Source organism: Bacillus sp. FSL K6-3431 (assembly GCF_038002605.1).
GTDB lineage: Bacteria > Bacillota > Bacilli > Bacillales > Bacillaceae_C > Lederbergia.
Genome location: NZ_JBBOCT010000001.1, coordinates 5,283,151 through 5,297,143, shown reverse-complemented (window position 1 = coordinate 5,297,143; position 13,993 = coordinate 5,283,151). Strand labels below are relative to the sequence as shown.

The window sequence follows — 13,993 nt, the reverse complement described above, 5'->3', positions numbered from 1 at the left end:
CTTTTACCTCAGTACCTTAACGCGGTGAACGGCAGGGATTAGCTGCTCTCAGGATTAGCGAATGTTATCCTTCATCTAGAATTCCTTTCAGCCTTGGAAATTCCTCTCTTCCGCAAAATAATTTGCTCAGATGGGTGTTAACATTATAGATCCGTCCTCAATTTTTCATTAAAGACGATGTTCAAAAAGTTTGGTAAAAATGGCTGTCGAATTTCATTGTCAGCTTGCTTCTCCGCTCCTCACGTATGGGAATGGATCTTCTGATAAGATCGCTCACGTCCTGTGAGCAACACAGAAGCCAGCACATCCTGAGCAAGCACTCCGGTACTTGAAGGCTTCGCTTCCTAGAACTTCTTGGCCCTTTTTATCCTCCTATTTGAACACGCACTTAAATATAAATGTATATGAAAATTATAGAAATGAAATGTACTCTTGTCAATGTTAAGGTTGTTTTTCTTTGATTAAATAATCTCGGGAATGGACGACAGCAATTTTTATAATAGCTAAAATCGGCACTGCAATAATTAATCCAATGACTCCAGCAGCCTCTCCACCTATAATTAAAGCACCAATAATGAATAAAGGATGCATTTGTAGAGATTTCCCGACAATATAGGGCGATAATATATTCCCCTCAATAAATTGCAAAACAAAGACGATAACTGCTGCGAGAATAGCTTGATTTACAGAAGATAATAATGCAATAACTAATACGGGGATAACACCAATTAATGGCCCGAAATATGGAATAATATTTGTTATAGCGATGATTGCACCAAGCAATATTGGATATTGGATCCCAATGATCCAAAACAGCACCGCCGCTGCCCCACCTACAATCCCACATACAATCATTTGTCCTCTCACATAGCTACCTAATGATATGTTCACAGCCGACATAAACTCAATGGCATTACTACGCCATTTCTTTGGAGTCATATACCATGCCGCTCTTTTTACTAAGTGAATATCTTTTAATAAATAAAACGATATGAAAGGAATGACAAGAAGTACTAAAATAAAATTTAGGAGCCCCATTAACAATTTAATGCTTTTTTCAATGAATCCATTCAGCCATAATTCGAAGTCATTTATACGCTCTTCCATTTGCAATTGTACACCATCTGGCCAACGAGAAGTCGAGGCCTCTATATTTTGCACCAAATGCTTATAATATCCAGCTAATTCGGGAATCTGATCAGAAAATTGCTTCATCTGTTTAATCAGCAATGGGAAACCTAAATAAAGACCAAAACCAATACCGCCAAAAAATAAGACATATATAACTGTTATTGCCCAATTTCTTTTTAATCCTAATGCTTCCATTTTTTCTACAAGCGGACTAAGTAAAAAGGCAATAAAGCCACCTAATATGAAAGGAATCAAGCCAATTAATACCACCATAAGAACTGGTTTCCATAATGGTTTTAGTAATAAAAAACAATATAAGATAATAAAAACAAGCAAAATGAGACCAAATCTATATAGTATCGTTAATCGTGATTGCTTCAATTCATCCCCTCCATAGAGGTAGTTTTCCGTAAACAAGCAAGAATATAACTGAAAAATAAAGAAATGTGCAAGCGCAAGGCTCTTTTAAGGCCGCGAAGGTTAGGTTTATGAGACGGATTTCGTAAAAGAATCCTGGGGTTTGTAGCCCTTGGGCTACTAAACCTAAACTACATACAGATAAACCTTTAGGAAAGGTGTCTTACAAAAAAATAAAAGCCGCCACAAATATTGGCGACTTTTACTTTACTATCCTAAATTTCTTGCCCGCTCATCAAACAAATCATCCAATGAGCTTAATGAACCATCTTCTTCCACTTGGTGAGTATGAATGGTTTTAGAGCCCACTGAAAGTTCAATGAAGCAGTTCCAACAATAGTATTGGTTGACGCCTATTTTACCAAGGTCCTTACTTTGGCAATTCGGACATTTCATCATTGGTTTTGCCACCTCGCAGCTTATTAACCGACACGATCATGGCATCCTTTCCAATCTGTGGTGGATTGGGAGTCCGAATTACTCGTTTTCCTTGAGCTATGTCAGAAAAGAAACCATCGGTCAGTTCATATCCAACGATTGTTCCCACTTCTTCCAAAAAATATACATCATCAAGTAAACCTAACTGCTCTCCATCATTGGATAGGGTATTTTTTTTTGAAATGGACTGAGCATGGTGCATTGTAAATTCGCCTTCATTTTCTTTATATGTCGACAAACCACCTTGATCCGAAATCTTTATTCCATTTTCACCAAAAGAAAACACCTGTTCCATTGGAAGTCTGAATTTCTTACCAATCAATCCTTTACCTTGGAGTAGGAAAGCTGATACTTTCCCATTCTCACAAATACAAATGTCACAAACTTCCCCAAGTATATCTCCTTGTTCACCATAAACAGGCATCCCTTTTAAAAGAGAAAATGTCCGCAAAGAATCCACCACCCTTTCGAACATTTCTATTATTTCTCTTAGCCAACAAAATCATAAGGAGTAAGATTTTCCATGCCAATCATAGGATTGATAAAGTGCATAGACTCCTCTGTTAGTACCTCTGGCAAAATATTTTCACCGTCATCATTTTCATTATCAAAAACAACTGGGGTTACTTCGGATAGTTTTTCAAAAAGTGATGTTTTTCTTTTTTGATCATCTTCCCTTTCAATTCCGATCCGAAAAGCACTTTCTTCTCCACATAATATTAAAAATTGCTTACTTCTTGTAATCGCGGTGTAAAGTAAATTTCTACGGAGCATTCGATAATAGCTTTTTACTACTGGAAGAATGACAATTGGAAATTCACTTCCTTGTGACTTATGAATAGAGCAACAAAATGCATGGGTAATTTGATTTAAATCGGCCCTTGTATATGTTACTTCCGTTCCTTCAAAAGCAACGATGATCATATCTTGCTTCTCAGTATTTTCTTTTGCATAAAAAATCGAGATTATTTCACCCATATCTCCATTAAATACATGTTGCTCAGGTTGGTTAATGAGCTGTAAAACCTTATCGCCGATTCGATACTTTACATCACCGAAATTAAGTTCTTTTCTTTTACCATCTGGATTTGAGTTGAAAATCTCCTGCAAAATTCGATTCAAGTTATCAATACCTGCTGGTCCCCTGTACATAGGAGCCAACACTTGAATATCTTTTGCCGTATACCCTTTTTGCTTTGCATTTTTGACAACTTTCTCCACAGCTTCACCAATTTGCGCGGATTGACATCTAATAAATGAACGATCCCTTTGTGGTTTAACCAAATCAGAAGGAAGTTTCCCTTTTTTAATTTCGTGTGCAAGTTCAATAATGGATGAACCCTCAGCTTGCCTATAAATGTCGGTTAATTGAACGGTTGGAATGGTTTCAGATTTAAGTAAATCTTTTAACACTTGACCAGGCCCGACAGACGGAAGTTGGTCCTCATCGCCAACAAATATTACTTGAATATGCTCTGGTAAAGCTTTTAAAAGCTGATGTGCCAGCCATGTATCTACCATTGACATTTCATCGACGATTATTAGCTTCCCGTCAATTTCCCGCTCGTCCTCATTATCGAGACCCTCTTGGCCAGTCATTCCTAGCAAACGATGAATGGTCATTGCGGGTAAACCTGTAGATTCGGACATTCTTTTTGCTGCGCGACCAGTTGGTGCAGTTAATAATACCGGAAAAGGTTCTTCTTTTTTATAAGCGTATGGGTCCAGTGAACAGCCATGCAGTTCTGCATAAAGTTCCACAATCCCTTTAATGACAGTTGTTTTACCTGTACCAGGTCCACCTGTCAAAATCATCATAGGACTCATTAATGCAGTTTGGATCGCTTCTTTCTGTGATGGAGCATATTGTACATCAAGTCTCTCCTCCAAATCACCAAGCGCAATCAAAAATTCTGATTCAGGGAATTGCTCTGCATATTCTTTTTGTTGCAGTATTCGCTGAATATTTGTGACTATACCCTTTTCCGAAAAATAAAGTGATGGCATATATACACGTTTGTTTTCACCAACAATTTTTCCTTCTTCTTCTAGTTTGATTAATTCCGAAGAAATATCTTGGAAAGCAATCTCAATAGGTTGGCTATCCTCCAACAATCTTTTTACTTCTTCTAGCAAATCAGCCACATCACAATAAACATGACCATTTTGTAAACATGCTTGTTCAAGAACATATAGACAGCCTGCTTTTATTCGGTCTGGATGGTTTCCATTTATACCTAGTTGAGAGCCTAGTTCATCTGCTCTTCCAAATCCTATCCCTTCCACAGCTTCGATAAGCTGATAGGGATTTTCTTCTATAACCTTCAATGTCTCTTCTTTATAGGCTTGATAAATTTTCATTGATATTTGTGGACCAAATCCGTATTGGTTAAGGCCTATCATCACTTGTTCTAAACCTTGATGCTCTAGTAACGAATCATATAAATCCTTCGCTTTTTCAGGAGGTAGTTTAGGGATGCTGTCGAGCAGGGAAGGTTGTTGAAGAATTTGACTAATTGCATTTTCACCTAGCTCATCTACAATTCGCTCCGCTGTCTTTTTACCAATCCCTTTAAACAGACCACTAGATAAGTATGTAGCAACACCTTGTTTAGTTTGTGGCATTTCCTTTTTAAAATGACTGGCATGAAACTGTACACCAAATTTAGGATGATCCTTATATTGCCCGTAAAATATATATGTTTCTTGTTCATGTATTTTTGGAAAATATCCTGTGATTACAGCTTCCTTATCTTTATTCTCATCATTTGTATCTTCTACTCTTACTCGAATAACAGAATATAAATTTTGTTCATTATGGAAAATCGTCACTAAGTGGCGACCTTTAATATATTTTTCATTTTCCGTAAACAGATCAAGAGAATTTTGCTGTTCCATATTTAGAACCCCCTCTCATATGAAAGTTCATGCACCTTTCTCATCGACATATGTATAAGTCTGCAACATTTAAGAATAGAGCACAGACTAAGAATTGTAACGTCCGTGAGATCTAACCTTGTGAATGTCCCGATGTAGCTAGGCTAAAGCTATCCATGAATTAATTTATGATTCTTTGCCTTCAGCTAATGCTGTTTCCATCAGTTTTTTTCCATTGCCAGCTAGTACATGATCAGGTTGAATAGCAAGTGCTTTATTAAATGTTGCCAATGCTTTTTCTGCATCTTCAAAATGAGCTGCATATGCAACGCCAAGATTATAATAAGCATCTGTATGCTCCGGAACTGCTTCCACCACTTTTTCCAATTGTTTAATGGCCTCATCATATACACCATTTCTCGCTAGTGCTAGTCCAAATTGGAAAGCTGCTTCTGTATCGTTATCATCAAGCTCTACACTTCTTTGTAAATAAGGCAGAGAAAGTTCATTTTGTCCAAGATTAACCATGGACATTCCTAGCATATAGAGCAAATCATTTGATTCAGAGCCATTAAGAAGGGCTTTTTCAAACATGCCTGCAGCCTCTTCATATTTTTCTTGATTAAAATAAAGATTCCCATAGCTGTAGTAAGCCGCAGATGCTTTATCATCCATTTCAAGCGCACGCTTTAAGAACTCCTCCGCACGCAACGGATCCCCTACAGAAATGAGCACATTGGCAAAGTTTACATAGCCGACTGGATCACCCGGATTTTCCTCAATTGTTTCTGTAAACATTTGAATTGCCTTTTCATAATTTCCCTGTTGTAAATATTCAATGCCTTGTAAATTTTTATCCATAATTCACACTCCGCGCAGTATTTGATAAAAGAATTATAGCACATTCAATGTGCTCACATAAACCAAACATCGATGGACACCTTACAAACGTTTTTCACCACACGATGAATTTTACTTTTCCCCTGTGAAATTTAGTTCCCACAAAGCAATCTGGTGATCTTGTTGCAAAGTTGCTACATAATTAATCATTTAGACAATGAAAAACCGATCTTTCTATGCGTCATGGCAATGCAGCTATTTGTTTGCCAATTCACCTTTCTAATAGGCTCGCAGTGCTTCGGCTAATTTATAAACCGCCATTGACTCCCCAATAAAAAAGCTGCCCATGGATTTTATGAGCAGCCTAAGTATTAGCCTACGTACGTAAGCATTTGTTCTTTTTTATACACTTTATCAATTGTTCCTCCACCTAGGCATTCTTCCCCTTTATAGAAAACAACTGCCTGTCCCGGTGTAACAGCTCTAACTGGATTTGCAAATATTACGTTTACGTCACCGTTTGGAAGAAGGCGAACTTCCACTTCCTCATCAGGTTGGCGATAACGAAATTTAGCCGTACAAACAAATGTATCAGGCTTAGCCCTATCTGATACCCAGCTGATGTTAACAGCTGTGATAGAATCAGAATAAAGGGATGGGTGGTCAAAGCCTTGTTCTACATAAAGTACATTCTTTTCCAAATCTTTACCGACAACGAACCAAGGGTCGCCTGCTCCACCAATTCCAAGCCCGTGGCGCTGACCGATCGTATAATACATCAGTCCATCATGATTACCGATTTTTTCTCCTACTAGAGTTGTCATTATCCCTTTTTGCGCTGGTAAATAACCGCTTAGAAATTCTTTGAAATTACGCTCTCCAATAAAGCAGATACCAGTACTATCTTTTTTCGCCGCTGTTGCTAGTCCAGCTTCTTTTGCAATTTCACGAACATGCTTTTTATCGATATTACCAATTGGGAACATCACTTTTTCAAGCTGGGCTTGGCTGAGCTGATTTAAAAAGTAGGTTTGATCCTTATTAGTATCGATGCCTCTCAGCATCTTCACTTCGCCATCTACGTCGTCTACACGAGCATAATGTCCAGTGGCGAGGTAATCCGCTCCAAGCTTCATCGCGTGTTCTAGGAATGCTTTAAATTTAATTTCTTTATTGCACATCACATCTGGGTTCGGCGTGCGCCCAGCTTTATATTCATCAAGGAAATAAGTAAATACTTTATCCCAATATTGTTTTTCAAAATTGACAGCATAATATGGGATGCCGATTTGGTTACAAACGCGAATCACGTCATTATAATCTTCTGTCGCAGTACAGACGCCATTTTCATCCGTATCGTCCCAGTTTTTCATAAAAATCCCGATCACATCATAGCCCTGTTCTTTTAATAAAAGTGCCGCCACAGAAGAATCAACTCCTCCTGACATGCCAACTACTACCCTTGTATCTTGTGGTGCTTTAATCATATTGCTCCTCTTCCTTTCAACTCCTAAGCCTTTTAACAATCTTTGCAGTTATTTCAGCCGCTTCCACAATCTCTTCACAGGTATTTCCTAGGCCAAAACTAAAGCGCACTGAACTTCTAGTCCGCTCTGAATTGGCACCAAACATCGCTACAAGCACATGTGACGGTTCAATAGAGCCTGCTGTACAAGCTGATCCGCTGGATGCAGCAACACCTGCCATATCCAAGTTTACCAATAGGGCTTCTACATCCGTTCCAGAGAAACTTAAATTGAGTACATGTGGCAAATTATCTTCACAAGATCCATTTATTGTAAAATCAACTTTTTCACTCGTTAATACATTTAAAAATTGATCTTTATACTGCCTATTCCTATTGTTTTTTTCATCCTGTGTCCCTAGCATGATTCGGACGGCCTCTGCAAATCCAGCAATAGAAACTAGATTTTCAGTCCCTGCACGTCTTTTTAATTCTTGCTCTCCACCATATGCTCCTGGTGAGATTTTCGAACCAGATTTTATATATAAAAAGCCGATACCTTTTGGTCCATTCATTTTATGAGCGGAAACAGAAAGTAAATCAACACCCAATTCTTTCACATCAATCTGTATACTACCATACGCTTGGACAGCATCTGTATGAAATAATGCTGGATGATTTCCTAATAATTCACCAATTTTTTTTATAGGCTGAATCGATCCAACTTCATTATTACCATACATAACAGTCACAAGTATCGTATCATTACGCAAAGCCTTTTTTATATCATCCACTCTAATAACACCTGATTCATCAGGTAGAAGATAAGTAACATCGAATCCTTCTCGTTCCAGATATTGACAAGAATGAAGCACCGCGTGATGTTCGATTTCTGTCGTAATTATATGCTTGCCTTTATGCTTATTCGCATGTGCAGCTCCGATGATTCCTAAGTTATCTGCTTCTGTTCCGCCACTTGTGAATATAATTTCAGCGTACTGTGCGTGTATACTATCCGCGATGGTCGACCTCGCCTCATCTAAAACATGCCTAGCTGCACGACCATATGAATGGATGCTTGACGGGTTACCGAACGTAGAGCCCATTACTGTAGTAATTTTTTCAATTACTGCAGGATGCACTGGAGAAGTTGCTGCATGATCTAAATAAATTCTCTTCATGTTTTCCACCTGTTTTCACATATTAAATATAGAACATATATGGTTCCGAACTTCCATCATCTTTATGGTTGGCTAAATCTTCAATAGTTGTACTATCAAGCACATCTTTAACCGCATCGCGGATTCTCATCCATAACTCACGTTTTGCTGGCTCCTCATCTTCAATCCCTTCAACCGGGCTAATAGGTCCTTCCAATACGCGAATAATATCTCCTGCAGTAATATTTGCTGGTTCATCAGCAAGTACATAGCCACCATATGCTCCTCTAATACTTCGAACTAGTCCCGCATTACGTAGCGGTCCAGCTAATTGTTCAAGATAGTGTTCTGATAGATTATGTGTCTGAGCAATTAATTTTAACGATGTCGGTCCTTGTCCATGTCTTTTACTCAGTTCGATCATGATCGTTAAACCATATCGACCTTTTGTAGATATTTTCATATATTTGCACTCCGATCTATTTCTTTGTTTAATTTATCTTTCATTCTTTTTTCCAATATTTTATCAGTAATCTTTTGGCACTGTGGCAATGCTAATCCGATAAAAGTACCAGCAACAATGCTAAATACGATTGTCCCAATGAAAACGGGTCCACCGAGCAACCAGCCAACTATAAGCACTGTCACTTCCATCATCCGGCGGGCGTTCGATATTTTCCAACCCATTTTATCCTGCAATGCTAACATAAAGCTATCGCGAGGTCCTGATCCAAGCTGTGCTGAGAGATAAATACCCATCCCATACGCATAAATAACCATTCCTATTATAAACATCGTTATTTTCCCAAGCCAACTTTCAGGCTCAGTAACAAATGGGAGCAACATATACATATCAATAAATAAGCCAATTAAAATCATATTTAAATATGCGCCAAATTGCGGCCACTCTTTCATCAAGATTGCTGCACTTCCCAGAATGGCAAATCCTACAAGGATGGACCATGTTCCGATCGTCAACCCCAATTGATAATAAAGACCTACATGGAGCACATCCCAAGGAGAAGCTCCGAAGCCTGAAATAATCAAAAATACGATTCCTAAAGACATAATAAGCAAACCGACCGTAAAAATAGCAAGTCTTGCAATTAAATTATCTGTTTTTCTCATTCTGATACTACTCCTCTGCATTGGTTTATTATAGCATAACGCCCATCTTATATGCATATAGCTGCTTGATTTGATATGATAGGTTTAATGAGTTACTAGAACGCCAGTTTGGAGTGATATAAATGAAAAATCAGCCGTTAGCTTATAGAATGCGTCCAACATCCATTGATGAGGTCTCTGGGCAACGACATTTAGTTGGAGAAGGGAAAATAATCGCTAGAATGGTTAAAGCCCGTCAACTAGCGTCAATGATACTATATGGACCTCCTGGAATTGGAAAGACATCGATTGCAAGCGCAATTGCTGGCAGTACAAAATATGCATTCAGAACTCTAAATGCTGTGACAAATAATAAAAAGGATATGGAAATCGTTGCTGCTGAGGGAAAAATGAGTGGAAAAGTCATCCTTTTACTTGATGAGGTCCATCGTTTGGATAAAGCAAAACAAGATTTCCTACTCCCTTATTTAGAAAACGGCATGATCATTCTAATTGGAGCTACAACTAGTAATCCATATCATGCAATTAATCCAGCGATCAGAAGTCGATGTCAAATATTCGAACTGTTCCCGCTTACCGAAGATGATATGAAGCGGACGATTAGAATGGCACTTTCTAACGAAGAACGTGGTCTTGGCAAATATACTATTGATCTTGCCGACGCAGCTTTCGAGCACTTAGCAAGAGCAAGTAATGGTGACGCAAGAAGTGCTCTAAACGCTTTGGAGCTTGCCGTATTATCTACGGAACCTGATGACGAGGGAATCATACATATTACTACTTCCGTGGCCGAAGAATGTCTACAGAAAAAAAGCCTTGCCCACGATAAAGATGGCGATGCTCATTATGACGTGTTAAGCGGATTACAAAAATCGATTCGAGGCAGTGACACAAATGCTGCTCTTCATTATTTAGGTCGATTAATTGAAGCGGGAGATTTACCAAGCATTTCGAGACGCTTACTCGTTATTGCCTACGAGGATATTGGACTTGCCAATCCACAAGCAGGACCACGGACGCTTGCCGCCATTCAAACAGCGGAAAAGATCGGATTTCCCGAAGCTCGAATACCATTAGCAAATGCCATCATTGAACTTTGTTTATCTCCAAAGTCCAACTCGGCAATCAGTGCAATAGATGCGGCGCTTGCGGATATCCGTGCTGGAAAAAGCGGAGAAGTGCCGATGCATTTGAAAGATGCACACTATAAAGGTGCGAAAGACCTTGGCAGAGGTATTGGTTATAAATATCCCCATGATTACGAGAGTGGTTGGGTGAAACAACAGTATTTACCTGATAAACTAAAAAACAAACAATATTATCTACCGAAGCAAACAGGGAAATTCGAACAAGCATTGGCAACTGTTTATGAAAAAATCAGGAAAAGTTAAAAGACAGAAGGGGCACCTTAGACGCCTCTTCTGTCTTTTCTTAAAGCTCAGGAGTTTTATATGGATACATATTCAGATTCCCAAATAGTACAGCTTGCTAAAATGAGTTCACTTTCCATCCTTCACACGGTGAATAGGAATATCCTTTACTATTTCCCTGACAACATAACTGGCCATGATCAGCCCTGCAGCCGAAGGTACAAATGCATTAGACGATGGAGGCATTTGTGCTTTTCTAATTTCAGAATCTTGCTTTCCTACTTCTTCTTTTACTTCTTCTCTTATGACTATCGGACTTTCATCAGAAAATACAACTGGAACACCCTTTTTGAATCCATCCTTACGAAGTCTTGTTCTGATCACTTTTGCAATCGGGTCCGTATGTGTCTTGAATATATCCTTGATCATAAACCTTGTCGGGTCCATTTTATTTGCAGCGCCCATACAGGAGATCATCGGAATTTCCCTTTTTAGACATTCTTTTATAAGATGGATCTTATAAGCTATTGTATCCGATGCATCAACAACAAAGTCAGGTTGATGTTTAAAAAACTCCTCGTACGTCTCTTCCGTATAAAACATTTTCAATGTAATAACTTCGCATTCGGGGTTAATATCTTTAATCCGTTCTTTCATTAAATCTACTTTTGGTTGTCCAACAGTAGATAAAAGTGCAATCAGCTGTCTATTTACATTCGTAATATCAACATCATCTTTATCAACCAAAATTAGTTTACCAACACCAGACCTTGCCAGTGCTTCGGCAGCAAATGTACCTACTCCCCCAATACCAAGAATAGCAACAGAAGTATCCTGCAATAAATTAACTCCTTGTTTGCCTATCGCCAATTCATTCCTAGAAAATTGGTGTAACATCTTTATCAACTCCAAATTTAGTACCATATTGTTTACCTATACTGACTAAGAATAATGGATAAATGAACTGGAATGCAACTCTTTCTTTTATTTATATAACAAAGTTTAGTTTATGATAGTATTACTACTGGACTATATTGATCATAATAAAAAAGCAACTAGCTCATCAGCCAGTTGCGTCATCATTTTATTAAACGAAAAGTCCCAATCGTGCCGTCCTTTACATCCTTTGTTTTGAACCCGCTCTCGGCAGGTGGGTGCCCTGCTCCAGGCCTCACGCGTCCTCTCAAGGAGGCATGCACTCAGTCCGGAAACTCCAGACTCCCTAATTTAAAAACTTGTCGGTCAAAACTAATAGGTACTAAAACGAACACATCAGGACTTCTCTTCTTGAATAAATCTTAACATATACAAAAAAATATATCAATCATTTATCATATAGAAAATGATGATGATAAAAATTCATCACGCATTTTCCGCTTGTGCTTTTTTCTCTTGTTCTATCGATAAATGCAATTCTTTCAGTTGAGCATTATCAACAGAATCAGGTGCTTTCATTAATAGATCACTTGCACTTGCTGTTTTTGGGAATGCAATGGTGTCCCGTAGACTGCTTCTTCCAGCAAGAAGCATAACCATCCGGTCAAGGCCTAATGCAATTCCACCATGTGGAGGCGTCCCATATTCAAAAGCTTCCAATAGGAATCCAAATTGTTCTTGCGCTTCTTCTTTAGTAAAACCAAGAGTAGCGAACATTCTTTCTTGAATATCACGTTCAAATATCCGTAACGAACCACCACCAAGCTCATAACCATTTAAAACAAGGTCATATGCTTGCGCACGGACATTTGCTGGATCTTTCTCCAATTTTTCAAGATCCTCCCTAACAGGCATTGTAAACGGATGATGTGCTGCAAAATAACGGTTTTCTTCCTCACTAAACTCTAAAAGTGGCCATTCTGTTATCCATAGAAAATTGAATTTACCTTCATCAATTAGGCCAAGTTCTTTTCCAAGTTTTAATCGTAATGCACTAAGTGCACTTGCAACAACCTTTCGGCTATCCGCTACAAACAGGATGAGATCATCTTGCTCGGCATCGAGTACATGACATAACTGGCTTTGATCTTCTGCACTAAAGAATTTAGCGATCGGTCCTTTGACACCTTCAGCATCCACTTTCAACCAAGCTAACCCCTTTGCACCATGACGAGAAGCAAATTCTCCTAATGCATCAATGTCTTTTCTAGAGTATTTAGCAGCATTGCCTTTGACGACAATTGCTTTAACTTGTCCTCCCGATGCAACAGCATTTGCAAATACTTTAAAATCGGATTGTTCAACAAGGTTTGAAATATCTTTTAGTTCCATTTCAAAGCGAGTATCAGGTTTATCTGACCCAAATCGATTCATCGCATCATCATAAGTCATAATTGGAAAAGATGTTTGAATTTCCACCCCTTTGGCAGCTTGCATTACTTGCTGCATCATGCGCTCTGTCATACTTCTAATATCTTCTTGGCTCATAAAACTTGTTTCAATATCGATTTGCGTAAATTCGGGTTGCCGATCTGCTCTTAAATCTTCATCACGGAAACAACGCGCAACTTGGTAGTATTTATCAAAACCACCAACCATCAATAGTTGTTTGAATATTTGTGGTGATTGAGGTAAAGCAAAAAACTCACCCGGATGTACCCTACTAGGTACTAAGTAATCACGTGCACCTTCAGGCGTACTTTTCGTTAACATCGGCGTTTCAATATCTAAAAATCCTTCATTATCCAAAAAGTTCCGGATTGTTTTCGTTACATCATGACGCATTTTAAACACGTCAAACATTTCCGGTCTTCTTAAATCTAGATATCGATATTTCAAACGAATATCTTCTGCAGCTTCGGCTCTATTTTCAATCATGAAAGGAGGGGTTTTCGCTTCATTAATAATCGTTATTTCTTCTACTAATATTTCGATTTTACCCGTTAGTAAATTATCATTAACCGTTTTAGGATCTCTAGCAATTACTTTCCCACGAATGTCAAGTACATATTCATTACGAACTTTTTCCGCAGTTACAAGTGCTTCACTTGAAGTCTCAGGGTTAAAAACAATTTGAACAATGCCCGATCGATCCCGAAGATCAATAAAAATCAAGCCACCCAAATCACGTCTTCTTTGCACCCATCCTTTTAATACAACAAACTCACCAATTGCTTGCTCTGATATTTCCCCACAGTAATATGTTCTTCCAAACATGAATATCCACTCCC

At 38.5% G+C, this 13,993-nt stretch carries 12 protein-coding genes and 1 other RNA gene; 1 reads left to right on the top strand and 12 read right to left on the bottom strand.

The annotated features are described in order from the left end of the window. Nucleotides 1-441: 441 nt before the first annotated feature. From MHB53_RS25170 to MHB53_RS25130, 9 genes are all read right to left on the bottom strand, one after another. On the bottom strand, nucleotides 442-1,512 hold the full coding sequence (locus MHB53_RS25170; RefSeq protein WP_340923915.1) for an AI-2E family transporter: 1,071 nt from the start codon (nucleotides 1,510-1,512) through the stop codon (nucleotides 442-444). Nucleotides 1,513-1,758: 246 nt separating this feature from the next. After that, nucleotides 1,759-1,947 (bottom strand): hypothetical protein, encoded by a 189-nt coding sequence (locus MHB53_RS25165; protein ID WP_340923913.1) that lies wholly within the window; start codon nucleotides 1,945-1,947, stop codon nucleotides 1,759-1,761. After that, a complete protein-coding gene (locus tag MHB53_RS25160; RefSeq protein ID WP_340924984.1) occupies nucleotides 1,919-2,446 on the bottom strand; it encodes a PRC-barrel domain-containing protein in 528 nt (175 codons plus the stop codon). Before MHB53_RS25160 ends, MHB53_RS25165 begins: the two co-directional genes overlap by 29 nt. Nucleotides 2,447-2,475: 29 nt before the next feature. Beyond that, complete coding sequence (gene recD2 / locus MHB53_RS25155; protein ID WP_340923911.1) at nucleotides 2,476-4,884, bottom strand: SF1B family DNA helicase RecD2; 2,409 nt, start codon at nucleotides 4,882-4,884, stop codon at nucleotides 2,476-2,478. A 165-nt stretch (nucleotides 4,885-5,049) separates the two neighbouring features. Further along, the gene (locus tag MHB53_RS25150) at nucleotides 5,050-5,724 is read right to left on the bottom strand and encodes a tetratricopeptide repeat protein (protein ID WP_340923907.1); all 675 of its coding nucleotides are present in this window, start codon (nucleotides 5,722-5,724) and stop codon (nucleotides 5,050-5,052) included. A 350-nt stretch (nucleotides 5,725-6,074) separates the two neighbouring features. Further along, nucleotides 6,075-7,190: a tRNA 2-thiouridine(34) synthase MnmA gene (gene mnmA / locus MHB53_RS25145; RefSeq protein WP_340923905.1), complete on the bottom strand. Its 1,116-nt coding sequence runs from the start codon at nucleotides 7,188-7,190 to the stop codon at nucleotides 6,075-6,077. Between the two features lie 16 nt (nucleotides 7,191-7,206). Beyond that, the gene (locus MHB53_RS25140) at nucleotides 7,207-8,349 is read right to left on the bottom strand and encodes a cysteine desulfurase family protein (protein ID WP_340923903.1); all 1,143 of its coding nucleotides are present in this window, start codon (nucleotides 8,347-8,349) and stop codon (nucleotides 7,207-7,209) included. A 22-nt stretch (nucleotides 8,350-8,371) separates the two neighbouring features. After that, the gene (gene cymR, locus MHB53_RS25135) at nucleotides 8,372-8,791 is read right to left on the bottom strand and encodes a cysteine metabolism transcriptional regulator CymR (protein WP_340923900.1); all 420 of its coding nucleotides are present in this window, start codon (nucleotides 8,789-8,791) and stop codon (nucleotides 8,372-8,374) included. Beyond that, a complete protein-coding gene (locus MHB53_RS25130; RefSeq protein WP_340923898.1) occupies nucleotides 8,788-9,456 on the bottom strand; it encodes a YczE/YyaS/YitT family protein in 669 nt (222 codons plus the stop codon). The genes cymR and MHB53_RS25130 overlap by 4 nt, the downstream gene beginning before the upstream one ends. 122 nt (nucleotides 9,457-9,578) lie before the next feature. Here MHB53_RS25130 and MHB53_RS25125 point away from each other — a divergent pair, with 122 nt between their 5' ends. Beyond that, a complete protein-coding gene (locus MHB53_RS25125; protein WP_340923897.1) occupies nucleotides 9,579-10,847 on the top strand; it encodes a replication-associated recombination protein A in 1,269 nt (422 codons plus the stop codon). Nucleotides 10,848-10,955: 108 nt separating this feature from the next. Here MHB53_RS25125 and MHB53_RS25120 read toward each other — a convergent pair whose 3' ends face one another. The 3 genes from MHB53_RS25120 to aspS form a co-directional block, all read right to left on the bottom strand. Further along, nucleotides 10,956-11,723 (bottom strand): tRNA threonylcarbamoyladenosine dehydratase, encoded by a 768-nt coding sequence (locus MHB53_RS25120; RefSeq protein WP_340923895.1) that lies wholly within the window; start codon nucleotides 11,721-11,723, stop codon nucleotides 10,956-10,958. 197 nt (nucleotides 11,724-11,920) lie between these two features. Next, nucleotides 11,921-12,108, bottom strand: a non-coding RNA gene (ssrS, locus tag MHB53_RS25115) — 6S RNA. 80 nt (nucleotides 12,109-12,188) lie between these two features. Beyond that, on the bottom strand, nucleotides 12,189-13,979 hold the full coding sequence (aspS, locus tag MHB53_RS25110) for an aspartate--tRNA ligase (RefSeq protein ID WP_340923892.1): 1,791 nt from the start codon (nucleotides 13,977-13,979) through the stop codon (nucleotides 12,189-12,191). Nucleotides 13,980-13,993: the final 14 nt, after the last annotated feature.